27 protein-coding genes and 1 tRNA gene are annotated in these 25,074 nt (G+C 62.2%); 4 read left to right on the plus strand and 24 right to left on the minus strand.

Annotation, left to right across the window (positions count from 1 at the left end; translation table 11 throughout):
- Positions 1–14 precede the first annotated feature (14 nt).
- The 10 genes from RID42_16075 to RID42_16120 all read right to left on the minus strand — a co-directional run bounded on the left by RID42_16075 (position 15) and on the right by RID42_16120 (position 9,859).
- The gene (locus RID42_16075) at positions 15–1,199 is read right to left on the minus strand and encodes a hypothetical protein (GenBank protein MEQ8249198.1); all 1,185 of its coding nucleotides are present in this window, start codon (positions 1,197–1,199) and stop codon (positions 15–17) included.
- Complete coding sequence (locus tag RID42_16080; protein ID MEQ8249199.1) at positions 1,200–1,736, minus strand: hypothetical protein; 537 nt, start codon at positions 1,734–1,736, stop codon at positions 1,200–1,202.
- A 2-nt stretch (positions 1,737–1,738) separates the two neighbouring features.
- Positions 1,739–3,226: a hypothetical protein gene (locus tag RID42_16085; GenBank protein ID MEQ8249200.1), complete on the minus strand. Its 1,488-nt coding sequence runs from the start codon at positions 3,224–3,226 to the stop codon at positions 1,739–1,741.
- An 11-nt stretch (positions 3,227–3,237) separates the two neighbouring features.
- The gene (locus RID42_16090; protein MEQ8249201.1) at positions 3,238–3,930 is read right to left on the minus strand and encodes a lytic transglycosylase domain-containing protein; all 693 of its coding nucleotides are present in this window, start codon (positions 3,928–3,930) and stop codon (positions 3,238–3,240) included.
- Positions 3,927–4,331 carry a hypothetical protein gene (locus RID42_16095; GenBank protein ID MEQ8249202.1) on the minus strand — a complete coding sequence of 135 codons (405 nt, stop codon included), beginning with the start codon at positions 4,329–4,331 and terminating at the stop codon, positions 3,927–3,929. Before RID42_16095 ends, RID42_16090 begins: the two co-directional genes overlap by 4 nt.
- 60 nt (positions 4,332–4,391) lie before the next feature.
- Positions 4,392–5,762 carry a DUF4384 domain-containing protein gene (locus tag RID42_16100; protein MEQ8249203.1) on the minus strand — a complete coding sequence of 457 codons (1,371 nt, stop codon included), beginning with the start codon at positions 5,760–5,762 and terminating at the stop codon, positions 4,392–4,394.
- Positions 5,763–5,820: 58 nt separating this feature from the next.
- Positions 5,821–6,402, minus strand: a complete 582-nt coding sequence (locus RID42_16105; GenBank protein ID MEQ8249204.1) for an OmpA family protein — start codon at positions 6,400–6,402, stop codon at positions 5,821–5,823.
- Positions 6,383–6,871 carry a hypothetical protein gene (locus RID42_16110; protein MEQ8249205.1) on the minus strand — a complete coding sequence of 163 codons (489 nt, stop codon included), beginning with the start codon at positions 6,869–6,871 and terminating at the stop codon, positions 6,383–6,385. The genes RID42_16105 and RID42_16110 overlap by 20 nt, the downstream gene beginning before the upstream one ends.
- Before the next feature lie 15 nt (positions 6,872–6,886).
- Positions 6,887–7,801: a hypothetical protein gene (locus RID42_16115; protein MEQ8249206.1), complete on the minus strand. Its 915-nt coding sequence runs from the start codon at positions 7,799–7,801 to the stop codon at positions 6,887–6,889.
- A 138-nt stretch (positions 7,802–7,939) separates the two neighbouring features.
- Positions 7,940–9,859 carry a caspase family protein gene (locus tag RID42_16120; protein ID MEQ8249207.1) on the minus strand — a complete coding sequence of 640 codons (1,920 nt, stop codon included), beginning with the start codon at positions 9,857–9,859 and terminating at the stop codon, positions 7,940–7,942.
- 916 nt (positions 9,860–10,775) lie between these two features.
- On the opposite strand from RID42_16120, the gene RID42_16125 reads away from it, so the two are divergent.
- Complete coding sequence (locus tag RID42_16125; GenBank protein ID MEQ8249208.1) at positions 10,776–10,994, plus strand: hypothetical protein; 219 nt, start codon at positions 10,776–10,778, stop codon at positions 10,992–10,994.
- A 53-nt stretch (positions 10,995–11,047) separates the two neighbouring features.
- Here the strand turns inward: RID42_16125 and RID42_16130 are convergent, their stop codons facing one another.
- The gene (locus tag RID42_16130) at positions 11,048–12,562 is read right to left on the minus strand and encodes an ABC transporter substrate-binding protein (GenBank protein MEQ8249209.1); all 1,515 of its coding nucleotides are present in this window, start codon (positions 12,560–12,562) and stop codon (positions 11,048–11,050) included.
- A gap of 347 nt (positions 12,563–12,909) precedes the next feature.
- On the opposite strand from RID42_16130, the gene glpK reads away from it, so the two are divergent.
- Positions 12,910–14,388: a glycerol kinase GlpK gene (gene glpK / locus RID42_16135; GenBank protein MEQ8249210.1), complete on the plus strand. Its 1,479-nt coding sequence runs from the start codon at positions 12,910–12,912 to the stop codon at positions 14,386–14,388.
- Positions 14,389–14,405: 17 nt separating this feature from the next.
- On the opposite strand, the gene RID42_16140 is transcribed toward glpK, so the two are convergent.
- Positions 14,406–15,326, minus strand: coding sequence for an allantoinase PuuE (locus RID42_16140; protein ID MEQ8249211.1), 921 nt, complete (start codon positions 15,324–15,326; stop codon positions 14,406–14,408).
- Positions 15,327–15,345: 19 nt separating this feature from the next.
- Positions 15,346–15,639: a DUF1330 domain-containing protein gene (locus tag RID42_16145; protein ID MEQ8249212.1), complete on the minus strand. Its 294-nt coding sequence runs from the start codon at positions 15,637–15,639 to the stop codon at positions 15,346–15,348.
- 78 nt (positions 15,640–15,717) lie between these two features.
- On the opposite strand from RID42_16145, the gene RID42_16150 reads away from it, so the two are divergent.
- A complete protein-coding gene (locus RID42_16150; protein ID MEQ8249213.1) occupies positions 15,718–16,275 on the plus strand; it encodes a hypothetical protein in 558 nt (185 codons plus the stop codon).
- Positions 16,276–16,283: 8 nt separating this feature from the next.
- Here the strand turns inward: RID42_16150 and RID42_16155 are convergent, their stop codons facing one another.
- The 9 genes from RID42_16155 to RID42_16195 form a co-directional block, all read right to left on the minus strand.
- Positions 16,284–16,640: a hypothetical protein gene (locus RID42_16155; protein ID MEQ8249214.1), complete on the minus strand. Its 357-nt coding sequence runs from the start codon at positions 16,638–16,640 to the stop codon at positions 16,284–16,286.
- A gap of 25 nt (positions 16,641–16,665) precedes the next feature.
- Positions 16,666–16,743: transfer RNA gene (locus RID42_16160), tRNA-Pro, on the minus strand.
- 55 nt (positions 16,744–16,798) lie between these two features.
- Positions 16,799–17,230: a MerR family transcriptional regulator gene (locus tag RID42_16165; protein MEQ8249215.1), complete on the minus strand. Its 432-nt coding sequence runs from the start codon at positions 17,228–17,230 to the stop codon at positions 16,799–16,801.
- A gap of 3 nt (positions 17,231–17,233) precedes the next feature.
- The gene (locus RID42_16170) at positions 17,234–17,545 is read right to left on the minus strand and encodes an integration host factor subunit alpha (GenBank protein MEQ8249216.1); all 312 of its coding nucleotides are present in this window, start codon (positions 17,543–17,545) and stop codon (positions 17,234–17,236) included.
- 127 nt (positions 17,546–17,672) lie between these two features.
- A complete protein-coding gene (locus RID42_16175; GenBank protein MEQ8249217.1) occupies positions 17,673–18,653 on the minus strand; it encodes a beta-ketoacyl-ACP synthase III in 981 nt (326 codons plus the stop codon).
- Complete coding sequence (gene plsX / locus RID42_16180; GenBank protein ID MEQ8249218.1) at positions 18,650–19,702, minus strand: phosphate acyltransferase PlsX; 1,053 nt, start codon at positions 19,700–19,702, stop codon at positions 18,650–18,652. The genes RID42_16175 and plsX overlap by 4 nt, the downstream gene beginning before the upstream one ends.
- An 18-nt stretch (positions 19,703–19,720) precedes the next feature.
- Positions 19,721–19,906, minus strand: coding sequence for a 50S ribosomal protein L32 (gene rpmF / locus RID42_16185; GenBank protein ID MEQ8249219.1), 186 nt, complete (start codon positions 19,904–19,906; stop codon positions 19,721–19,723).
- 41 nt (positions 19,907–19,947) lie between these two features.
- On the minus strand, positions 19,948–20,463 hold the full coding sequence (locus RID42_16190; protein MEQ8249220.1) for a DUF177 domain-containing protein: 516 nt from the start codon (positions 20,461–20,463) through the stop codon (positions 19,948–19,950).
- A gap of 57 nt (positions 20,464–20,520) precedes the next feature.
- Positions 20,521–21,111, minus strand: coding sequence for a ubiquinol-cytochrome C chaperone family protein (locus RID42_16195; protein MEQ8249221.1), 591 nt, complete (start codon positions 21,109–21,111; stop codon positions 20,521–20,523).
- A gap of 109 nt (positions 21,112–21,220) precedes the next feature.
- Here RID42_16195 and bamE point away from each other — a divergent pair, with 109 nt between their 5' ends.
- The gene (gene bamE / locus RID42_16200; GenBank protein MEQ8249222.1) at positions 21,221–21,658 is read left to right on the plus strand and encodes an outer membrane protein assembly factor BamE; all 438 of its coding nucleotides are present in this window, start codon (positions 21,221–21,223) and stop codon (positions 21,656–21,658) included.
- A 2-nt stretch (positions 21,659–21,660) separates the two neighbouring features.
- Here the strand turns inward: bamE and RID42_16205 are convergent, their stop codons facing one another.
- Positions 21,661–23,733, minus strand: a complete 2,073-nt coding sequence (locus RID42_16205; protein ID MEQ8249223.1) for a sodium-translocating pyrophosphatase — start codon at positions 23,731–23,733, stop codon at positions 21,661–21,663.
- A gap of 144 nt (positions 23,734–23,877) precedes the next feature.
- Entirely contained in the window at positions 23,878–25,065 is a 1,188-nt protein-coding gene (locus RID42_16210) for an MFS transporter (protein ID MEQ8249224.1), read from the minus strand.
- Between the last annotated feature and the right edge of the window lie 9 nt (positions 25,066–25,074).

Here is a 25,074-nt window from a genome sequence, read left to right on the forward strand (position 1 = left end):
CTAGAGCGCTTTTTTCAACGCCCTTCGATCCGGCGGCGTTGAATCTGCACCGCTGGCTCTACGGTTGCGCCGGAAAAGGCACGGTCCAACGCGGCCGGTGCGATCGGCGTGTCCGCGGACAGGACGACCATGTCGTAATCGATTGCGCGCGCCTGACGAACCGGCAAATCGATCCGCCACGCGGCCGCCCCCGCAAAGCGCGTCGCGCCGCCAAGCTCGGGCGGTCGGGGATATTGCCGGTCGGATCCGCCCTGTCGCCCGCGAAGACCCGCCAACACGAAAAGCGATGTGGCGGTGCGGACGTTGACGGAGAACCCGCACAGGTCCGAACCCAGTGTCATGGATACGGTCCCGTCGGGGCCGGCGCTCAATGCTGCCCGACGGGATTCCACACGGTCAAAAAGTACCGCTTGGCAGGTGCTGCCGGCTGGCGCAAAGAGCCCCACGACGGTCACCTCGATCGGCTGCGCGGGCGGTGGTGCAACCGGCGGCGCGGACGCAGCGTCGTCCTGGACCGGCCGCAACACCAGCAGCGCTACGAGGACGCCTGCGGCGACCAATCCGGCACCGACAGCCGCCCAAAACCATCGTCTGCGGATCGCGGAACGGTTGTTCTGGGCAGGCACTCGCCCCGGCGACGCGGATCCAATGCCTAGGTGACGCAAGACATCGTCGACCGCTCGCGCGGTCGCGACATCGACGACGGCAGCATCGAGCGCGGGAATCGCCGCAGCATTCTCGACCGGCACGATGAACACCGGTTTTGTGCCGTGCACCGCGCATTCCGCGAGGAGCGCACCGGAAGCGTCGATTTTGGAGGCGACCCCGGCGACCGCGCCGATATTAAGGTCGCCGTCGACTGTACCGGTGAACCAATAGACCGCGTCGAACGGATCTTCCGGGCCTGCCAACTGGCCCCGGGCCCATAGGGCGTGGGCAACAAAGACGCCGAGCTGCCAACTATCGCCGTCGCCGATTTCGCCGGATACATCCAGACGAAAAGCGCCATCGCCGAACGGTCCGAATTCGCGATCGATGACCCCCGAAGGCGCGCGGACAAAGGCATCGTACCCGGCGCTCACCGGAAGCACCCGCGTCGTTCGCTTGAGGCACATGGCCGAACGCGGCGCGGATTCGCGGGCGATGCGCTCGACCAACACCGGTCCTTGGGTGGTCGCAAGGTAGACCCGTGCTTTCATTCAGCGCAGGAAGACTTCGGCGTCCAGATCGCGCAATCCGCGCAGCAGGTCGGACTCGGAATCGACGAGGAGTTGTACGACGCCGCCGATGGCGTCCGGCAACCGGTGGCGAAGTGGCGCCCGATCGGCCCGGCAGACAAAGACGGTACGCGGCGCCGTCTGCGCCGTATCGTCGAATTCGAAGATGATATAGGTCTGCGTCGATTCTGCTTGGGACGGTTGGAGGCGGATTCGGTACCCCCGCCCTTCCCGCGTCGTGACCTCACGCGAACTCGCGGCGGCGAGCTTCGGCAACGCGTAGAGCGCCGTCCGTTCGAGTAGCGTTTGAAAGCGCACGCGCAACGCCGGGTTTTCCGCCAATTGAACCTCGAGCGCCGCGTCGTCGTGCTGCGGGTCGGTCGCCAACCGGTAAAGTTGCGCCATCGTGACGGTCGGCGACTCCGGCCGCACCGCGAGAACAGCGCGCATGTCCGTCAACGCGTCGAATACGAGGCGCGCATCGTCGTCACGAGATGGTAAGCGCAGAGAAATCGTCATAGCTATGTTCCATAGAGTGCTGCGAATTGCGCCGCAAACGCGGGGCGATCCGCGGTGAATTGGGCGTCGAGGTCGACGCCGTCGAAGCGCACCAAGAAACGGTCGACATGATCTTTGGCGTCGGAAAGTGCCGGTGCGGCGAATTGGTAGGCGGCGACGACATCGGGATCCTTCAGATCTTCTTCGCGGAATCCGGCCCGTGACAATTGACGAAACGCGAGTGAAGCGCGGTCGACCACAACGCTGTCCTCGACGCCGGCCGCTTCGGAGGGCGAGTCGCGGAACCGACGCAACACGTGGAGGACGGCGAGCATGATCCGCTCCTGTTGCGCGAGGCCGCGCTGGTAACCGGCGACCCGCGCTTCGTAGGTCTCAGTCTCGCGACAAGTACACAGGGCGGGAACCTCGTCGGCGGCGGCACGGCGTAGCGCTTGGGTGATCTGACCCTGCGTCGCACCGAACGTGTCGGCCCGCAGCACCGACACCGGCAGGTCGAACGCCGCTGGCCCGTAATCCATCAAGTCGCGTAGAAACTCGCCCTCCTTTTTATTGAAGAATTTGACCCGGTCGGCCGGTGCCTCCGCCAAGACCGCGAGCGGAGAGCGCCAGGGGTCCACCGTATCCAGCGTGGCTTCCAACGCATCGGGATCGACCTCGCCCAACTCGCGATCGCTGCCTAAGCGCAGGGCGCGCGACATGGCACCCTTGGTTTCGACGCCTCGGATCGACTCGACGAAAGAAACAAACGCCGCCAAGACGGTGCGGTAGGCCCGAAAGTCGCTGGCACCGTCGGGATCGTTCGATACCGCTTGCCAAAACTCCAAGACCGTTTTGTCGTCGATCGACACGGTGCCGTCATTACTTGTGGCCGACACATGATCGACAATACGGCGGTATTTGTCTTGGTTCTGGGCGCTCGGCAACTGGTCCGCCAGGACGCGGTAGAGACGTCGCGCCAACGCGTTCGACGCGTCCTTGATCGCGCGCTGGCCATGCGCGTCTGTCAGCATCGCGGTGAATATCCCGTCTATTTCCCTGTAGTCGTCGACCCCGATCAAGAATTCGGCGACGGCAATGAGATAGGGCATCCGCGCATAGGGCACGCTAAAACCGCCGTCGCGGTAGGCGATGTCGACACCGTCCGCGGTCAGTTCAAAACCGGGCCGGCGCCACCCATGGGCGTCGATGGCCCGCCGCAAATGGCCCCGCGCAGCGGACGACGCGACGCGGTCCAAGCCGAAGAGAAGGGATTCATAGCGTTCCCGTCCGTGCCCAGCGGCGTCGGCAAGGTTAACGAAATGACAAAGCTGCAGCAGCGAGGACGCGTAGCTGCGGCAGGCGATGGCGCGCGCAAGACGGCGCGGCACCGTCGGCGCATAGCGCAAATCGCCGTCCGCCGTGGTCGCTTCGGCAAGCGCAGCAAAGGCCGCTGCAAGGGTGTCGCCGATACCGCCTTCGATCAACCGGCGTGTTGCTTCCTGTCCGTCCATGGATCGTCCGGTCAACCTCCAGTCCAGCGAAACACCGGCGTAAAGTCGTCGAGCGTGTGCCGGACCCTTAGTCTACGCATGTGGATCGACGAGCCCAACGACCATTCTCCGGCGGCAAAGAGCGGTTCGGGAAGCGACCCAGGCGCAACCGCCACCGCTAGGGCGCGCACCGAGGTACGGGCCGGATACCAGCCAGGCTTGGCTTGCGGGTCGCCCCACAGCGCCGTCTGGAGCCGGTATCGCCGCTCCCATTTCAGCACCGCGCGGACGTAGTCGCGCGTGACCGGTAGCGGCACCGCATGGGGCGGCGTACCAAGCACGCTCCCGCCGTTGTAGTGCGAAAGGGCAAGGTCCCAGGCGCCGTAGCGGTCGTAGAGCTGCTCAAGAAACGCCACCCCAAGCTGGACGTTGAGCCGGGCGTCCCATAATTCGTCTGGCTCGACACCGAACTCGCCACGCGCGGTTGCCGGCATGATTTGCATCACGCCCCGCGCGCCAGCCGAACTCTCGGCGTCGGGGGCGAAATTCGACTCGATCCGCGCAACCGCGAGCGCAAGGCTGGGCGGCACGCGACTGTTCAACGCCTCCTCGACGATCAGTCGTTGGAGCACCGTGGGTTCGGTCGCCGCCTCGGCGTCTGCCGGTAGTCCCAGCGCCACCACCAGGGCGACAAGCGCGGCAGCCCAGCCAATTGTACGGGTCATTGCAAATCCTTTCGAGCGGCCAGGGCGTCGATCCATTCTTGGGTCTGGGCCGCGATCACCACATCGCGCCCCGCGAGTTGCTGGGTGAGCGCCACCATGGCGGCGAGCGGGGTCGCCGGATCAACCGCTACCGCTAGAGGCTGAGCGCCTAGAGGATCGACCGGGTCGAGCGTGTGGGGATCGAGGAATTGTCCGCGATGCCAAATGAGGACATCGCGGTCGTTGGCGGCGCCGACAGGTCCGACGCGGCTTTCCACCACGGCGACACCACCCGAGCCAACCCCGGGGGTCGCAATCCCCGTGCCCATCGAAACCAACGCCAATACCAACAGGGTAAAGAAGGCCATGGCCAGTGCTAGCGCGATTTCAGTCATCGCGTGATTGGCAAATTCATCGCGCATCGAGAGCCGCCGCTGTCATGGCGTTCCCTATGCAAAGGTTAGGCGCGGATTGACAGCCGCCTAGCGCGCTTCGGTCACCGTGATCGGTAGCGAAGCCTCGGTCGTGCCGGAGTCGGGCAGCGCGCGGAAGACCGACGAGAGGCGGAAGCGGAAACCGGGGGGGAGCGGACGCAAGGCATTCTCGCGCACCGGGGCCGGCAGATCGGCAGTCACGTCGCGCTGGGTCGCATAGCACTTCAGTAGTTCGATCCCCGCCGGCGGCAAGACGTCGAGCGAAAACGGAAACGCCGCCCCGGGCATCTCGTGAACTTCACCGCCCGCGAGCCGCGCATCGGTATGCCGACTGTTGGGAAAGATCTTCACCAACGTATCGTCGGCCTGAAGGTAGAAGCAATAAACGTAAGCGTCGACGTCGGTGCGCAACAGGAACGAGAACCGTTCGCCGATAGCGTAGCTCGGAGTCCGTCCGCGGTCGCTGTCGAGTTGTAAGCGAATCGGGCCAACCTGGTTTTCGGCGAGCAGCCCAAATTCTCCTGGCGGCCGCAACCGACCGGGGGGCAGATCGTCGCGGCGCACGGCGCTTCGGAAGGAGACCAAGTGGCCGCCAGCACCCTCTAGGCGCACCCGCACCTCCACGGTATCGCCCTGCTCCCAATAACTGCCCGACAACACGTAGGCCCCGCGCTCGGCACCCCCGTCGTCGCGCAGTCCCTGCCGGGCGACACGGAGGCGTCGGTCCGACAACGCCGATGCAAATACCTCCTCCAAATCGCGCACGATATGCCCTTCGATGGCGTCGCCGATCGGCGTCCGCAAGCCGGTATCCTGGTATGAAAGTCCGGCAAGCCGCAGCAATCGAAGGTCCGGCGCGCGCTCTCGGATTTGCCGGGCGGCCGCCCGCGCGACCTGATCCAACAGGTCACCCTGGGCGCTCACTGTGGCGCCGCCACGAACGGTACGCCAATCGGTGGCGGCAACCGTTTCGGGGCGGCCGCTTGTGCGAGTCGCTTGGTAGCGCAGTCGAAGATCATTCTGGTCGCGTTGCATCCGGCCGACAATCAGAACGTCTACCCGCGCGCTTTCGATCAGGGCGGGCACCGGATTATCAAGCTGCAATGCGCCGGTTTCCTCGAGGTCGCGGATGACCTCGCGCAAGTCCTCGCGGGCGATGACCACCACAGCACCATGACCGCGCTGCACCAGAGCGGCGACGAGGCGATCATTGAAATCGGCCGCGCGATCGGCGGGCACAGGAATACGCTCGCTATCGAAGGGAAATACCGCCACGCGCAGGGGCGCGTCTTTGAATTCGATTTCGGCCCGACGCAGTCCGATCAGCAATTCTTCGGCAAGGCACGCCACGATGGCCTCGGCAGAATCAGGTTCGTTGCGGCACAGCGGTGGTGGCGACACGTCACGCTGCGCCAGCACCGGGGACCCACCTCCTAGGGCAACTAGGGCAACGAAGACCGCCAGCGGTCGGGCGAGGTTATTCAGTAATGGCACGGCGGGTGGATTTTGGCACGGGGCGATGGGGGAACGCGATTACCTCGACCCGCCGATTGTCGGCGGCGTTGGGGTCGAGCGGGCGTTTTAGCCGCGATTCCCCGTAGCCCTCCGCGGCAACCCTGTCCGCGGCGAGACCGTGTATTTCGATGAGGTAGCGGCGAACGGCTTGGGCGCGCGCCTGGGAAAGGCGCAAATTGAGACCTTCGGCGCCTCGCGCATCGGTATGACCGGCCAGAACGAACCGCGCCTCGGCCAATTCTGGTCTGCTTAGCGCCGCAGCAAGCTCGTCCAACTGGTCTTTAGCCCGCAGTGTCAGAACCGCTGAACCGAGGCTGAACGCGACATCGAGGTCGATGCGGGCGCTCCGCTGGGCATGTTCGGGGAGGAAACGGACGGGGGCCAACGCCTTCACAATGTCACTACGATCGACGACGAGCTCGGTCGCTTCGCCGCGGGACGCTGGGGAAAGGGGCGCGATCAGCGCGAGGAACAGCAGCACCGACCACCGGCACATATGGAGGGCGCGTCGTCTCTGCCACAGGTTAAGAGGTGCGTCGTCCATCCCCAATTCCCGCAAGGTCACCGCCGGTGCGTCGCCACACCACGTCGTCGAGCCGCCAGTCGCCGTCGCCGCGCTTGCACAGCCGAATACTGCCGCGCACCGCACCCAAATCTAGGCGATGCTCATGTTGAACCAAGGCGCAGGTCCGTACGTCGCCGATCAACGCACCGAAACGCGAGAGTCGCAACGTCCCCTCGTTGCGGCCATCCGATCCGCTCCACACGATCCTAGTTCCTTCGCGGCCCTGCCCGATCAGCGCGGCAAGGGCTCCGTTAATCTCCGCGCGTGACGCGTCGGCCAAGAGGCCACCCGACCGCTCAGCGACCAGCGCTGCCAGATCGAAGATCTCGGGTAAGGGTGCAGCGACCACTGTTGTGGGCGGCGCAGATGGCGGGGCGATCGTCGTCTCCACAGCGACCGCACATCCGGTAACCGCCAGGACAAAGACCAAGATCGCTGCCGCGCGCATCGCGACGCTCCGGTGTTACTCGAAATCGTCCGCGTCGACCTTGAGGCTACGGCGCGCTCGGATCTTAGTCACACGAAACTCGCTGCCAGAGAAATTGACCTGACCGCGCACGTCGAGGTGGTCGAGCATCTTTTCGAGATTGCGGGAGAGCCGCGCCGAAGTGGAGTCGGTTTCGTACCAATATTCCCGGTGCCGGCCGCCGGTGAATACCGGGCGGTAGCGCTTGTAGCCGCCAAAGACCACGAGAAACTCCTCGACATCCAACATTTCGTCGGCGTCGAACCCCCGGAATACCAGCGTGTAGGCGCCGCCCAACCCCTCGCTGCCCCGCGCGGCCTGACCATCGTCGTCGCCCTCGACGAGATCGGCCAACTTGATCGACAACGCGTCCCCGACATCCTCGGCCAGTACCTTGGCGTACCGGCCAACCGTTTCCAGGATGCAATCGCGCGGGCAATCCACCGGGGCATTCCACGCCCGTGGACTGTCGACCTCGAAGTTGCCGAGGCGTTTGCCTGTTTTGACGTTGAGCAAACGACCGGTCACACGGGCATGGACGCGCGTCGTGTAGCGCAACTCTTCGACGCTGGCGAAGATCGTGAAAATGACAGCGACGTCAATCGGCGGCCGGGTGACACTGCGGGCGACATCGATCAATTCGGCGTCGGTGCGGCGCACGCGGTCCTGGGCAAAATTGCCAAGGCTCGCCGCGGTTTCATCGTAGACATCGAAGCCGGCGATATTGAGCTCTTCAATCAGCGCGTCTTGCACTCGCTGAAAAATGCGGCTGAAGCGCGGCACGCTGTCTTCGTCGGCATCCTCGCCCACCACGATGATATTGATTTGGTCTTGCGCCAGCGCACCGGACGGAAACATTGTTACCGGCCCAACTAGGGCGAACAAAAAAAGAGAAACAAGCGCCGCTTTCATGGGAGTTCCCTTCGCTGCCGCGTGATACCGCCGACTCCATCCCCTAGGCATGGATCAGGGCGGTTTTAGCTTCGCCCATGGAACCATGATACGCGAGGCCTTTGCCCAGCACCAACCGGCGATTGCAATCCCCGCCCGTTAGTCGCCCCCTTGGGCCACAACCTGGGACATTGTCCCCACAATGCTGGCGCGCTGGTCGCGGTTGAAACGGCGGCGGGCCTGAAAGGTCATTTCGTCGTCGAGGTAGGCCTTCACCTCGGACAACGTCACATTGCCGTCGCCGTTGCCCCAGTCGGTTCCGTCGGCGACACCGCCCAGCGCCGCGAGCAAATGCCGCGTAAACAAGCCCTGTTTGACGTCGTGGTCCCAACTCGCCACTTGGTCCCCGGACGCAGCGGTGATCATGACAAAGCGCTCACCAGCAGTTTCGGCGAGAGGAGTCGAAATTCCGATCCCCGACGTTGCCCGCAGCAACACGCCGCCAGCCGAATTCCCCGAGAAGCATGCATCGATAAATATCTGCATGGAGCGCGCCGGCAGCTTGGCCAGATTGCGTTGCAAGACGTCGAGGGGGTAGCCGGTCACTTCCGCTAGATTGGGATCGCCGTCAACCGGGAGCAGGTACCCCCGTTTGTCGTTAAGCCCCGGCACGCCGTGGCCGGAGTAAAATACGGTCACGTCGGAACGCCCGGCGCGAATCCAATTGGCAAGCTGCGCCCGCGGATTTCTATCGTTGCCAAACACGCGGTTCAAATCTGCCAAGGTCGCATCGCGCAGATCGATAACATTGCCGTCGCGGTAGCCCAGCACGTCCATCACGTAGCGCTTCATGGCGTCGGCATCATTATGCGCGTACGACACTTCCGGTACGTCACGGCTATAGGTGCGGTTGCCGATGATGACCGCCACAGCATCGCGGTTTTCCGCCACGGTAGCGGTTGGGGGTGGTGCGGCCTGCGTGGGCCCGGCCCGATCCAGCGCCGCCATTGCCTTGGCACTCCCAACCGGTGCGACGAGCGGGCCGAACACGTAGCCTAGCCGTTGACCGTTGCGTGAGATCAGATACCAGTCGGAATCGCGGACTTTGCCGAGCGCGGTGACTTGGTCCCCAAGAGGAAGCGTCCGGAGTCGTTGCGACGACACCGACGCATCTGCCCGAACATTCGCGTTGGCTATAACGACGAAGGCCCCATTGAGCGGGTCGAGCGCCGGGTCTTCGCGCGTCGCATGGGCATTTGCGCGACCTTGGGCGATTTCCTGACGGACGTGCTGAGAAAACTCAGAGTCTGCCCCCAGGGCAATTGCATGGGCAAGAGTGGGATCAGCCTCATCGAAACGGCCAAGGCGGGCAAGCATCAGGGCTGCGCGGACGGCCGGTTCCGGATCGCCAGGCGAAATGCTCATCATCCGAGTGGCTGCGTTCAACGCCTTCTCGTTTTCGCCGATTTCCATTGCAGAGGCCACGAGGACCGAAAGGATCAATAGGTCGTCCGGCCAATGCCGTAGTCCTTCCTCGGCAGCGAGAACCGCCTCGGGCTTGAGGCCCAACGCGTGGAGCGCAACGCCAAAATGACCGGTTGCTGCGCGTCGAGAAAAATCGTCCAGATGATGGTCCTGCGCTGCGTTGCGGCAATACGTCGCCGCGGCAGCGGGATCTTTCTCCTCTCCCGTTGCTGCGTCGATACATGCTTTGTATTGGCGTTTCGAGTCGAGGGTCGGCGTCGTCGTGCCTAGGGCGAGCCGAGCGCGCTTTCCCGCTACGGATGCACGCTGATCCTCAAGCACGGACCTATAGATTTCGGGTTCGATGTTGCGTGTGAGCGCAGAATCGAGAGCCTTGTCGGCCTCGTCAAGCCGCCCTAGCGCTTCGAGCGATTCGGCCTCCAAAATATATGGTACGCCGCTATCGGGCTGGGCTCTGCGCCAACGCTGTGCCATAGCGATCGACTCTTCATAATCGCCAAGGTCGCGGAACGCGAGGGTAAGCGCCTTAAGGTAGATGAGATTGTCCGGATCCTCTACCAGCCCCTCTTCTGCAGCAGCGACGGCGTCCTCCATGCGCCCCGCTCGTACAAGGGTTGCTACGAAAGCGCCGAACGCCGCACGTCGCTGACCTGGCTCTAGGTTTCTGTCACGCCCCGGCCCTCGGCATGCATCAAGGATTGCCTCGAGGCTCGCGTTGCTATCTCGCACTGTCGCTACGCAGGCATCGAAGCTCTTTTGAGCACTTTCAGACGGAGTCGATCCAACGGGTTGAGCGACGACCAGCGCCGGCCAACCGACCAGGATTACCGACAGCACTATTGCCGAGACGGATCGCCCACCGCGCGACCTCGCCAACCGTGGAGACAAGCCTACCAACTTCACGGAGGAATTCTCCTAAGGTGTTCCGGCAAACTAAGTAAAAAAAATTCTAGCCATAATCTGTTGACGGTCCAACAAATGCTGGCTGACCCATCCATAGCCCCCATTGCGCCGCCCCCAACCGGCGCGTCAAAGGCCCCCCGGGCCTGGGGCGGACCGACGGGTCCGCCCCTACGCCGGGTCGAACAGGCCGAAACCGACCCCGAGGCCCGCCCCTTTTCGATTTGGGGGTCGATCAACCCGCCCGCCCGCCCGCTATCGCGTTACCTCTCCAAACGATGAATCAATTGCGAATAGTTCTCAGTCGCAATATAATCTGCCTATGAAAGCCGAGGGACAAAACTTGCCCGCCAATTCCTGCCAAAACTGCCTCAGCGTGGCGGAACGGCACCTCCTTTGTGCTTTCCGGTGGTGGCTGGTGGGCTCCGCCCAGTTCGATCGGACCGCCAACGACCGGGCAAGGAAGGAACTCGAGCCCCTTGTAGGGACCGCCCAAGCCCACCTTATCCTCGCTCACTTCGACATCATGATACGCGCGATAGCGCGGTGTCCGCGCCGCACTCTTCGCTATCATCCACCGTGGTGTTCCGCTGTGTGCCGGGACGAATTATTGCTTCTCGCGCTGACGGCGACCCATCAACGGGGCGACGCGATCATGGGGGCGGCCCTCGCCGAAGCGGTCTCGGGCGAGGGCGGCACCGCGAAAGTATGCCTCGCCGCCGACGACCTCGCCCAATCGGTCTTGGCTGCTGGTGTCGTGCTGACCCTCGCGGGAGCGGCCAATTCAGCAATTGCTTTAGGCGCTCTCGGCCTCACTAGGCTTCACTAACAAAAAAAGGGGGCCGCAAAGCAGCCCCCTTTTCGCCTTAGGTAACGGGTCGACTAGTCGGTCAACTCGATATCGGCCCACGACGGGACGCGGTTGACGAGGCGGTAGCCCTTTACCTTGGGCGACAGACCGTCGATCGCCGGGCGCTCATGACTGAACACCACGGCGGCATTGTCGTGATAGAACTGCGCGACCTTACGCAACAGGGGTTCGCGCTTTGCCGGGTCCATCTCGGCATCCATTGCCTTGATCGTCGGCATGATTTCCTCGAAGCAAGTGTGCTTGGCGAAGAAGTTGCAGGAATGCGTGCCCATGACGCGCGATAGATCGGCCATCGGGTGCGCCTCGTACATCATGGTGAAGCCGTCGCCTTCCCAGGGCTTCTGGGCCAGAACCTTTTGCACGAAGATGGGGATCGAAAGGTTCACCAGTTCGACATTGACGCCGACTTTCTTGAAGTCCTGGGCCATCGCTTGGAAGGTGTCGCCGAACTCGCCGCTCGACGTAACCAACTCGACCTTCATGTCGAACCCGTTCGGATAGCCCGCTTCGGCCAACAGCTTTTTGGCTTTTTCAGGATCGTACGGATACGGCTTGATGTCTTCGAAGTAGCCCGTCGCCGTTGAATCCGACGGCTGTCCGTTAGTGCGCGTGATCCCGCCCATGACCTCTCTAACAAAGGTCTCTTTGTCGTAGGCGTAATTTAGAGCCTGGCGGACACGGACATCCGAAACCGGGCTTTCTTTCTTCTGATGCAACAGGATCAAGTTCAACGTGTCATGCCGCTTGGACAGAACGATTTTGTTGCCAGCATTATCCAATAGCGCAATCGCGCTATTGTCGAGAGCCCAAGCAATGTCGATTTGGCCCGAATTTATCGCCTGAATCCGCGTCGCGATTTCAGGAATAATCGCTATATCGACGTTCTTCATCTTGGGTTTGCGCCAAGCATTTTCGTACGCCGTCATAAGGATACGATCGGCCTTCCACTCGACGATCTTGTAGCTGCCCGCACCAACCGGCGCCTTGGAAAAGCCCTCGGCTCCAAGGTCCGCCCACGCCTTGGGTTCGTGCACGCGCATGATGTGCAGACGCTTTGGGAACAAGGGGTCGGGTACCTTAGTCGTCACTTCAACCGTGTGGTCGTCGATTTTTCTCGCGCTGGCCATCGTGTTGAGTTGACGGCTGGCCTGCTGCTTTGAAACGACCTCATCGCTCAAAATGGCTTCTACGTTTGCGATCATCGCGTCGGCGTTCCACGCCATGCCGTTGTGAAACGTTACGCCCTGACGCAACTTAACCACCCAAGTCGTTGGGCTGGTCAACGTCCATTCGGTAGCAAGCACGGGGTTGACCGACTTGTCGTTATCAACAAAAGTCAGCCCATCGAAAATCGCGTAAAGCTGGTAGGCACCGTTGGCTCCGAACGTGCCATAGGGCATCCCGCCTTGCGCTGGATTGTCGTAGTGGGCGACGCGCAGAGTGTCGCTCGCCGCTTGGGCGATGGTCGCCGTTCCCAACATCGAGAACGCAGCAATACCGCCCAAGACCAATGTCTTGAATTTCATGGATACTCTCCCAGTAGCCTTTTGTTTCGTCCGGGTTGACTATACAGGAGGAAATGCCCCAATCCCATACGCCGCCGCCAGGAACCGGTATGCTGGCGTTCGAACTGCAATTCGGGTTGCAAGGAGAGCCGATGTTCCACCGCCGCAAAGTCGGCAAGGCATCATCGCACTTTCCGCTTGGCAGCCTAGCGACGCGGCCCCTCCCTAGGTGGATTTCCACTGGGGCAGCCGCTGGGCAGCTCGATTGCGCTGCCTTTTCACGGCGGAACAAACTCGAGACGACCTGTAGGGCACCGGTAACAGAAGGCCGCACCGTGCCATTCCCGACGCGGTCGCAAGCAACCTAAATGACCGCATCCGACCTCCTGCTAGCAATCGACCAGGGCACCAGCAGTACCCGTGCGATTGTCTTCGACCGAGACGGTCGGGTCGTCGCGTCGGTACAACGGCCGCTCGATCAGCACTATCCGCGCGACGGCTGGGTTGAACACGACGCCGAGGAAATCTGGTCAGCCACCGTCGCGGTGTGCCGGGAGGCCGTCAAAGATGTCGGTGCGCCCCGTATCGCCGCAGCGGGAATTACCAACCAGCGCGAAACCTGCCTGCTGTGGGACCGAAGAACGGGACAGCCGATCCACCGCGCTATCGTGTGGCAGGACCGTCGCGGTGCGGCGATGTGCACGGCTCTCGAAGCGGCCGGACACGGTCCTGCAATTCGCGGGGCCACCGGCCTTATCCTGGACTCCTACTTCTCCGCTACGAAGCTTGCGTGGCTCCTCGATAACGTGCCGGGCGCCCGCGACCGAGCCGAACGCGGCGACCTCGCGTTCGGCACAATCGATACCTATTTGCTATGGCGCTTGACCGGCGGACACCGCCACGCCACCGACGCGACCAATGCTTCGCGCACGCTGCTGTTCGATATCCACACCCAAACCTGGAGTGAGGATCTGTGCACGTTGTTTGGCGTTCCCCTTTCCGTCCTCCCGACGGTCTGCGACAGCGCGGACGACTACGGGGTCGTCGGGACAAACGTTTTGGGTTTCGACCTGCCCATCGGCGGTGTCGCGGGCGATCAACAGGCCGCCTTGATCGGCCAGGGCTGCGTCGAGCCGGGCATGGCCAAGGCCACCTACGGGACGGGGTGTTTCGTCCTCACCAACGACGGGCCGAAGGCGCCGCAAAACGACGGCGCCATGCTGACCACCGTCGCCTACCGGGTGGACGGACACGTCACCTTTGCCACCGAGGGCAGTGCGTTCAACGCCGGTACCGCGGTGGCATGGCTGCGCGACAACCTGGGCATCGTCGGGTCGAGCGCGGACTCCGAACCCCTCGCGCGGGGATTGGCCGACAACGGTGGGGTCTACTTTGTCCCCGCCTTCACCGGCCTAGGCGCCCCCTATTGGGAACCCGAAGCGCGCGGCGCCATAATCGGCTTGACCCGCGATACCACCCGCGCCCACCTCGCCCGTGCAGCGCTCGAAGCGGCGGCATACCAGACGCACGATTTGCTCGCCCAATCCGATCGCCGGCCAAGCACGCTGCGAATCGATGGCGGGATGGCAGAGAACAACTGGTTCGGGCAATTCCTGGCGGACCTTCTTGGCATCGCCGTCGAACGTCCGGCGGTCACCGAAACGACCGCCTGGGGTGCCGCGGTTTTGGCGGGCGTTGGCGCGGGGATTTTCCCCTCGCTCGACCATGTGGCCGGCAATTGGCGAGCCGCGCATGCATTTACGCCGCAAATCGACAATTCCGAACGAGCCAGGCGCCTAGCCGGATGGCGCCGCGCCGTGGCCCAAGTCCGGGCTGGTTACGCCTGACGGGTCGTCGTTCTTTGCTATGCCGCCGGGTGCGTCGCAATCCAATGGTGGGCGATGTCCTCGCGTCGGCAAATCCACACGTCGTCGTGCCGTTGCAAATGGTCCATGAAACGCATCAATCCGGCCATTCTGCCGGGATGACCAGCAAAGCGTGCATGGAGGCCGATGGACATCATGCGCGGCGTCCGCGCACTCTCGCGGTAGTAAACATCGAAGGCATCCTTGAGGAAGACCTCGAAGTCGCTCGCCGTACCGAACCCAGGCGCCGCGGTGAACTTGGCGTCGTTGTTGGTGAACGTGTAGGGGATCACCAAGTGCGGTCGCCCGGACTCGGTAACCCAGTACGGCAAATCGTCGGCATAGGAATCGGAGTCGTATAGGAACCCACCCGCCTCGACGACCAGTCGTCGGGTATGTTCCGACGGCGAGTAGCGGCAGTACCAACCCAGCGGCCGGTTCCCCGTGGTTTTGGCGATCGCATCTACTGCGAGGCGAATGTGTTCCCGTTCCTCGTCCTCGCTCAACAGGTGGTGACTGATCCACCGCCACCCGTGACTACATACGTCGTGGCCGGCCTCGGCGATTGCGCGGGCGGCATCGGGGTGGCGAAGAAACGCAAGACCGCAGCCGAAGACCGTCATCGGCAATTGCCGCTCGGCGAACAGGTCCATCAGACGCCAGAACCCGACGCGGCTGCCGTACTCGTAGAGCGATTCGGTGACGAAATCCCGTTTGCCCGGTCCGACCGACGCTACCGGAATTTCTCCGATGTACGTCTCTGCGTGGGCGTCGCCGTCGAGGATCGAGTATTCTGAGCCTTCCTCGTAATTCAACACGAAATTGACGGCGAGACGGGCGCCACCGGGCCATTGTGCGTTGGGCGGGTTGCGCCCGTAGCCAATCAAGTCGCGGGGGTAGTCGCGCCAGTTTTCGGTCATCGGCCAGCCTCCGAGACCCTCAATCCGCCGTCGTCAGCAAATGAATTTCGCCGTCGGTGTGAAATATCCTCAGCCCCTTGGCGTGGTGATAGTCGGGATCGTCGTAGAAGGCGCGGGCCGAAGCCTCGTCCGGGAACTCGATAATGGCGCCCCGTTGCCAAGGTTTCGCACGCTCGAGCGCCGCGGGCGATCCGGCCGCGAGAATCTTCGCGCCGTGTTTCTTAAGCAACGGCATAACCAATTCGTAGTACTGGTCGCGCCAGCTTGGATCGTCGCTATGCTGGCTTGAAAGTGAAATCACGTATGCTGGCATGGAACCTCCCGTTTCGACCTCCGTGGCGGGCGGCAGGCCGCTCGTCGCAACCTCCTAGGACCCGAAGGGAAGACACTTATGGCCTGGGATATCCTAGAGCGCAATCTGCCGCAGTACCGGTTTGTGGAGCGCCACCAACGTTTCGTGCACGCGCCACCCGGGCGCGTTTGGCGAGCGCTGCATACCGTGCATGTCGAAGGATCCGGGATCACCAAGACGGCGATTGCGTTACGCATGTTGCCGGCTCGTTTGGCGGGGCGGCTGGCAACCCCGGCGCCTACCCTGTTCGATCTCAGCGGGATGGCGAATTTCCTCCGCCTCGGCGCAGTCCCCGAACGCGAATTCGTGCTTGGTATGGTCGGTCAATTCTGGCGTGCACAGGGTGGGCTTCTGCCGATCGACGCTGGAGCGTTCGCCGCCTTCGACGATCCGGCCTACGCCAAACTGGCGTTTGGCTTTCTGCTCGTCCCCCAAAGCGGCGGCACCCTGCTCAAGACTGAGACCCGCGTGCAGGGGTTGAGCCCCGCGAGCGAGCGCCGGTTTTGGCCCTACTGGCTGGTGATCCGCCCCATCAGCGGCATGATCCGCCGTCAAATTCTCGACGGCATTGCCCGGGAAAGTATGCGGACCCCGTAAGCCGAGAGCTAGTTCACCCGAGGCCGGCGCGGCAGCGTTTCCGCGGCGGCGCCGACAATCCGATCGCCAAGGATACTGTCCTTGACGACCGCGTAAACGAACGCCTCCTCGGTGTTCGCGTAGCAGGTAACCCGCACGCGATCCTCCGCCGACCGGTCCCCAAGATCCAAATAGAAGACCGTGACCGATTGGGCAGTCTGATCGGAAAAATAGTGAGTTCGGCTGAGTTCGTAGTCGAATTCGGGGGATGCGGCCGCATAGTCCGGACGATTATCGACGACCGCCTGTTGGCAGGCCAATTCGTACTCCTCCGAACAGGCCGCGAGGATCGCCACGACGCCCAGCACTATCATCCAACCGCGCATGGCCGGCGTCCTTGTTTGGATTAATTGGTCGGAGCGAGTGGATTCGAACCACCGACCCCCACACCCCCAGCGTGGTGCGCTAACCAGACTGCGCTACGCTCCGACCGTACCGCGTTATATAGCGGCTGATCGGTGTGCCGTCCACGCGCGGCGCGACGTTATCGGCGCCGGGCGCTTCGCAACAGCTTGCGCAGGCCGTCCAGCTCCTCGATCGCCCCTTCGATCGCGGCGGTCTTGTTTTTGGCCGCACTGGGCCTATCGCTTAACCGCGCCGCGGTCTTGGACGGGCGGACGATTTCAACCCGCTTGCCGTTCTCTTTCAGGAGCTTTTGCACCCCTTTGATGGTGTAGCCCTCTTCATAGAGGAGCGAGCGAATCCGCCGCAGCAATTCTACATCTTCGGGCCGGTAATAGCGCCGCCCGCCGCCCCGCTTGAGAGGTCGGACTTGGGCGAACTTACTCTCCCAAAAGCGCAGCACGTGTTGCGGCACGTCGAGCTCGTTCGCGACTTCGCTAATGGTTCGAAAGGCGTCGGGCGATTTGCGATTCCGGGAGCCCCCCGTGTCGCCCCCTGCCGTCGTCGTCGCCATGCCCTACTCCCGTTCTTTTCCGGTTTCCGCGTTGATGCGGTCCTTCAAGACATGCGAGGGGCGAAATACCAGAACACGCCGCGGTAAAATCGGGACTTCTTCGCCCGTCTTCGGGTTTCTTCCGATCCGCCGGCCCTTTTCCCGTACATAGAAACTCCCAAACGAGGAGATCTTGACGGTCTCGCCCTTGACCAGACTCTCACCGATTTCCCGCAGAACCGACTCAACAAGGTCCGCAGACTCGTTTCTGGACAGGCCGACCTCTTGGTACACAGCTTCGCTAAGCTGCGCACGGGTCACCGTATTCCCTGCCATTGCGGAACCCCTCCCTCACTGCCGCGCAAACGGTACTCGCGAGCGAAAAGCCCGTCAATAACAAAGGGATATCAATAAGATAAGACGCGACGCTGATGTTGCATGGAATCCGCAGTAAATGGCGGAATCACCATCTAACGAGGCAGGCACCCCAGGTGAATCCACCGCCCATGGCCTCCATCAGGACGAGATCGCCCCGCTTGATCCGCCCGTCCCGGACTGCCACGTCGAGCGCCAGCGGGACCGAGGCCGCCGAGGTATTGGCGTGCCGGTCGACGGTGACAACGACCTTTTCGGGGTCGATCCCGAGCTTTTTTGCCGTCGAATCGAGAATTCTCTTGTTGGCCTGGTGCGGCACCAGCCAATCGATATCGGCGAGTGACACACCGGCTGCATCAACTACTTCCTCGACAACTTTGGCCATGTTGACGACGGCGTGGCGAAAAACCTCTTTGCCCTGCATCCGGACATGTCCGACGGTCCCGGTTCGCCCAGGCCCGCCATCGACGTAGAGAGCATCGTGCATCCGACCGTCCGAATGCAATTTGGTCGCCAAAACCCCACGGTCGGACACGGCGCCTGTACCCGTTTCGGCGCGCAGGACCACGGCACCGGCACCGTCGCCAAACAGGACGCATGTGCCACGGTCGTCCCAATCCAGGATGCGAGAAAAGACCTCGCTCCCGATAACCAGCGCGGTACGGGCCTGTCCGGTGCGCAAAAGGCTATCGGCCACGGTCAGCGCATATACGAAGCCCGAGCACACTGCCTGCACATCGAACGCCGCACCTCGGGTCATGCCGAGCGCCGACTGCACCGTGGTTGCGGTGGCGGGAAACGTCTCGTCGGGGGTCGTTGTCGCCAAGACGATAAGATCGAGGTCCGTTGTAGGATCGATACCGGCTTGGGCCAACGCAATTTTCGATGCTTCCAAGGCCAACGTAGACGCGAATTCATCCTTGGCCGCGACGTGCCGTTCCCGGATACCGGTACGTGCTTGAATCCATTCGTCGGTGGTATCGACCGTTTTTGACAGGTCGTCATTGGTGACCAGACGGGGCGGCAGGTACGCGCCGCACCCGTGAATGACCGACCGGACGATGGTCACGAGACGGCAGCCTCGGTGCCAGGTGCGCCCTGGCTCGAAATGGCTTGCAGATCGCGGACGATTTGCTCGTTGAAATGACCGCGAATGAGATCGGCCGCGACACCGATCGCGTTGGCAAAACCGATCGCGTCGGTCCCGCCGTGGCTCTTCACAACAACGCCGTTCAAACCGACGAAAAGGGCGCCGTTGTAGGTCCGAGGATCGACTTTCTTACGGATCGCCCGTAACGCGGGACGCGCCATCAAATAGCCGACCCGCGATAGAACCGACCGGCGAAAGGCCGTGCGCAGCATCTCGCTGTAGAATTTTGCGGTCCCCTCGGCAGTCTTCAGGGCGATGTTTCCGGTGAACCCGTCGGTGACAAACACATCGACCGTACCCAGCCCGACGTCGTCGCCTTCGACAAATCCTTCGAACGCCAGCGGCAGGTCGACCGAGTCGCGGAGAATCTGTGCCGCGAGTTTAACGTCTTCGTGACCTTTGAGTTCTTCGGTACCGACGTTCATGAGGCCAACCATCGGCCGGGTCACGCCAAGAACGGACCGCGCGAATTCGGCGCCCATGATAGCGAACTGCACGAGGTTGTCGGCGTTGCATTCGATGTTGGCGCCGAGATCGAGAATGACGCTCTCGCCGCGCATGGTCGGGACGACCCCGGCCATCGCCGGACGATCGATGCCCTCGACCGTTTTGAGTACGAACTTAGACATCGCCAGCAAGGCGCCGGTGTTCCCCGCCGAAACGACGCCCCCAGCTGTCCCGTCGCGCACGGCATTGATCGCCAAGCGCATGCTGCTTTCCTTGCCGCGACGTAACGCCTGGGACGGCTTGTCCTCGGCGGCAATCACCTGTGGCGCGTGACGAATTTCGCAGCGCCCCGTCAGCTTAGGAAAACGCTTGAGAATCGGTCCGAGACGGCGCTCGTCGCCGAAAAGCAGGAAGTTGGCGTCCGGATGACGTTTCCGCGCGATATCGGCACCCTTGAGAACAATGCCCGGGGCCTTGTCTCCACCCATGGCATCGAGCGCGATCGTGATCGGCTGCGTCAAAACGGACCCCTGCGCGGTCTAGGCCGCGTCACTACCTTCGGTAACTTCCTTACCATTGTAGTACCCGCAAGACCCACACACATGATGGGGTCTTTTGAGTTCGCCACAATTGGGGCATTCGGCCGAATTTTGCGGCGCCAAGGCGTCATGGGCGCGCCGCATGTCGCGTTTGGAGCTTGATGTCTTCTTCTTTGGAACAGCCATAACAATCCTACCGGTTCACTAACTTGCGCTTTGCCAAGTACTTAAACCTTGTTTCTCAACTTTGCCAGACCCGCGAAGGGGCCCAGGTCCCGCTCCGGAGCGGTATCGAAGGTGAATTCGACGCCGGACTTACGGGGATAGGGGTCCAAAGCCAGGGACAAGAACTCCGCCGCGACGGCACCAAGATCGATCGACTGCCCGTCAAACGGCTCTACGTCGCCATCGTCCGGGGATACCTCAACATCACTCTCGGTTGCAACTGCCCCATCGCCGCCAGGAACGTAGCGTATCTCAAAGGTGTCTTCGAGACGGCTTTCCACCGGGTCGAGGGTCACCACGCAGTTTTGCACGACTTCCGCTACGAACCCGCCCTGGACGAGAATCGTCCGGCCATCCGAGAGCGGCTGAATTTGGCCGGAAACCTCAAAACTAACCAGCTTTCGCAGGCCCAGGCGCTGTCCTAGGGCCGCGCATTCCTCGGGACTTGCAGCAAAGGCGAAGTCTCGGCCACCGTCGGCCACGTCATTCACATCAAGAATGTAGGAGAAATCGTTCATAAACCGGCTCGCGGCGAGACACTCCCGAGGTGCCGGGACAACCGAATGACCTGATACTTAGTAATTATGCCCCGAGGGGTCAATTGCGGCGCCCGTGGTTTGCGCCGGCGGGTCGAACCGGACGTTGCCGCCGAGAATATCGGCCAAAGCCTGGGCCTCGAGCGCTGCGACTTGATGGCGCACGTCTGCGGCAAGGAGGCCCGGCCCGGGGCCGCCCTCGGGCACATCGGCGAAGACGTTGCGTTCGAGGGCCTCTTCGAGTGTCGGCGCGCCCGAATCGAGTGCGGCCTGATAGACCTTTGCACGCCCGTAGAAGGCATCCGCCATCGCCTTGATTTTTCTGCCCACCCCCATGTCGCCGGTTCCCATTTCGCGCAAATTCCGATCCATATCGGCGAAAAGGTAGGACATGAACTCCCGGCCGAATCGGTCGCTGTCCGGCCCCTGCCCCTTAATGCGGCGAATGAGAAGAACCGCGTGCAGGGTGATCATATCGAAGCGACCGTCGACTGTGTCAGGTACGCCAAACGACCGGTAAAACGAGGCCTCCCGTGCCTGGGCGACAACCCTCAAATAGGCTTCGCGGGCAGGCGCAGCGAACGGTGATTCTGCGAAGATCGACCGCCACAGGGCCGTGAGAACGCTCATCTACAGCCTCCCTCGCGCGCGAAGTTGACAGCGTTAGACCGCAATAGCATGGTCCGCGCAGTCCCTTCGACACCCGTCATCGATAGAATAGCCACGGTATCGGTTTCCAATGCAGCGATTCGCCCCAACATGCCGCGCTCTGCTCCTGTGCGTCGCCCTTGCGGCCTGTACACCAACCTTGGTGATCAACGGTTACGTCCCGGACGATGAGACGCTGGCGACCATTCAATCAGGCGTCGATACCAAAGATACCGTGACCAGAAAACTCGGATCGCCGTCGACTATCGCGACCTTCGACGACAATACCTGGATCTACGCCAACAAGCGGACCGAAGTCTTTGCCTTCTTCGAGCCCAAAGTAATCGGGCAAAACGTCGTCGCCATCAACTTCGACGACGCAGGTCGAGTCGAAGAACTGCGGCGCTTCACGCTCGAAGATGGTCGGATTATCGACCCCGTGACGCGCAAGACGCCGACCCAGGGCCGAGAGCTGCGTTTTCTCGAACAGCTCTTCGGCAATGTGGGCCGCTTCAACACGGGCAACTAGCGTTAAGCGAGAACCGCTAGCAGCAACAACGCGACGATATTGGTGATCTTGATCATCGGGTTGACCGCCGGACCGGCGGTGTCCTTGTAGGGATCGCCAACGGTGTCGCCGGTAACGGCGGCCTTGTGCGCATCCGAACCCTTGCCGCCGTGATTGCCGTCTTCGATGTACTTCTTGGCGTTATCCCAAGCACCGCCACCGGCGGTCATGGAAATTGCCACGAAAATCCCGGTGACGATGACGCCAAGAAGCATCGCGCCAAGCGCCGCAAACGCAGCCCCTTGACCGGCAATGGCCCAAATCACGAGGTAGAGGGCAATCGGCGCCAAAACAGGCAACAGCGAAGGGATGATCATTTCCCGGATCGCCGCCTTAGTCAGGATGTCGACGGCGCGCCCGTAGTCGGGTTTACCCGTCCCCTCCATGATCCCGGGGATCTCCTTGAACTGGCGTCGGACCTCGGTGACCACGGCGCCGGCCGCACGGCCAACAGCGGTCATGCTCATCGCGCCGAACAGGTAGGGCAGTAAGCCACCCATGAACAGGCCGATGACGACATACGGATTGCTCAACGAGAAATCCACTGCGACGTTCGGGAAGAACTGATGTAGATCCTCGGTGTAGGCACCGAACAAGACCAACGCCGCCAATCCGGCGGAACCGATCGCGTACCCTTTGGTGACAGCCTTGGTCGTGTTGCCGACCGCGTCGAGGGCATCGGTCGTCTTACGGACATCGGCGTCCAAGTCAGCCATCTCGGCAATGCCGCCGGCATTGTCGGTAACTGGGCCGTAAGCATCGAGGGCGACAACCACACCTGCCAAGGCAAGCATCGTGGTCACCGCAATAGCGATCCCGAAAATGCCGGCAAGCATATAGGTCGAGATGATACCGGCCACGATGATCAACGCCGGCACTGCCGTCGCTTCCATCGAAATGGCCAAACCTTGGATTACGTTCGTACCGTGACCAGTCGTCGAAGACTGCGCCACACTACGCACCGGACGGTAATTAGTGCCGGTGTAGTACTCGGTAATCCAGATCAAAGCACCGGTCACGAATAGACCGATCAAGCCACAATAGAAGAGGAGTCGACCGTCGAACGTTACGCCACCCGACGTCGTGTACTGGGTGGAAGCGCCGAGAATGAGATCGGTCACAATCCACAAGCCAATAGCCGAGAGGATCGCCGAAACGACGAACCCGCGGTAGAGCGCGCTCATGATGTTCTGGTTCTTGCCAAGGCGGACGAAGAACGTACCGATGATCGACGCAAAGATGCACACGCCACCGATCGCCAAGGGGTAGACGAGGAAGTCGGCGCTGCCCGAGAATAGGATGGCGCCCAGGACCATCGTCGCGACCATGGTCACGGCATAGGTTTCGAAAAGGTCGGCGGCCATGCCAGCGCAATCGCCCACATTGTCGCCGACGTTATCGGCAATCACCGCTGGGTTGCGGGGATCGTCTTCGGGGATACCTGCTTCGACCTTACCAACGAGGTCGGCACCGACATCGGCGCCTTTGGTGAAGATGCCGCCGCCGAGCCGGGCAAAAATCGAGATCAAGGAGCCGCCAAAGCCAAGCGCCACCAACGGGTCAATAATCTCCCGCCCTTCGGCGCCCATCGCGAGCAGGATAGCGTAGTAGCCGGCGACCGAGATCAAAGCGAGGCCAGCAACCAACATGCCGGTGACGGCGCCCGCGCGGAACGATACCGCGAGCCCTTCAGCCAGCCCCTTACGCGCCGCTTCGGTGGTACGTACGTTGGCCCGAACCGAGATGTTCATGCCGATGTAGCCGGTTGCGCCGGAAAGGATGGCGCCGATCAGGAAGCCAACGGCTTCTTTCCAGCCGAGCAGGAAGAGGAGCACAACGGCAATAACCACGCCCACGATCGCAATGGTGCGGTACTGGCGGTTCAAATAGGCGCTGGCGCCTTCTTGGATCGCCCGCGCGATCTCTTGCATGCGGTCGTTGCCCGCGCTCTGGGCAAGGACCCACCGGCTCGCGTAAATGCCGTAAAGAATGGCGAAGCCGCTCGAAATGATCGCAAACCATAACCAGTTTGACATGGGATGGGCCCTCTTAATCCTGCTGACAGAAAAACCTCTCGCGGACCGCACTTTGGCACGACCCCGCCGAAAATCGCGCGGAACATGCCAGAACTACCCTGGCAACGCAACAAATGGGGAGCGATTCGGACCCGTGCGGCGCCTTTAGGCTTTGGCGGGCTCGGGTCGCCGCAGGAGGAGCCAGACCAACGCGAGAGTCACCACGATCAGGAACGGCACTGCGCCGAAGCTAACCGCCCGCCAACTCAGGAGTTGGAGGAGTGCACCGGAGGATAGCGACGCTAGGGCGACGAGGCCGAACACCATGAAATCGTGAAACCCTTGCGCCTTGGCACGTTCGGCGGGGGTGTAGGTCTGGGTCAACAGGGTCGACCCGCCGACGAACATGAAGTTCCAGCCGAGACCGAGCAGGAAAAGCGCGGCCCAGAAATTCAGGAAGGCGACGCCGGTAACCGCAAAAACGATCGCCCCCACCATGAAGACGACGCCTGCGCCGATGATGTTCAGCACACCGAAGCGCGTGATCAGCGCGCCGGTGATGAAAGACGGAGCAAACATCGCCAACGCGTGCCATTGGATTACCGTCTTGGCGTCGCTGAGCGCGTGGTGGAATTGCTCCACCATCGCGATTGGGGTCGCGGTCATCAACAGGACCATCACCGCGAAGCCGATCATGCTGGACAACACCGCGACAATGAATTTCGGTTGCCGCGCAATCTCCGACAGCGGTCGCCCGGTCTCCAGTTGTTCCTGCGCGGTAGGTGCGGGAATTCGGATGAATTGAATCAAGGCAATCGAGACGGTAACTAGGACAATGACGGCAAGGTACGTCCCGAGGAACTGAGCCCCGGGGACAAGATTTGCGGTGCGCAGGGCAATTTCGGGCCCGACGAACGCGGCCACAACTCCGCCAAACAGCACCAAAGAAATTGCCCGACCGCGAAACGCCTCAGACGACACGTCCGCGGCAGCAAAGCGGTAGTAGTGAGCAAAACCGTTGTACATGCCCATCAGCAGGATGCCGAAGGAGAAGCCCCAGAAGCTGAACTGCCAAACCGACAGAGCGGCGACCGCCGCGCCAAGGACGCCGATCGCCGCACCAATGGTAAAGCCGGCGCGCCGACCGACGCGCTTCATGATCATCGAGGCTGGGGCCGTCGCAAGCGCTGTGCCTACCACCATCGCCGACACCGGAACCGTGGCGAGCGTGGTGTCCTCGCCAAGGAACTGGAAGCCGACCAAGCCGGTCGTCAGCGCCATGATCGAACTCGAAGACGTAAAGAATGCCTGACAGACGGCCAGAAGGCCGACAGTCGCTTTTGGATTGGCCAAGAACGTAAT

The organism is Alphaproteobacteria bacterium (genome assembly GCA_040216735.1).
Lineage (GTDB): Bacteria > Pseudomonadota > Alphaproteobacteria > SHVP01 > SHVP01 > CALJDF01.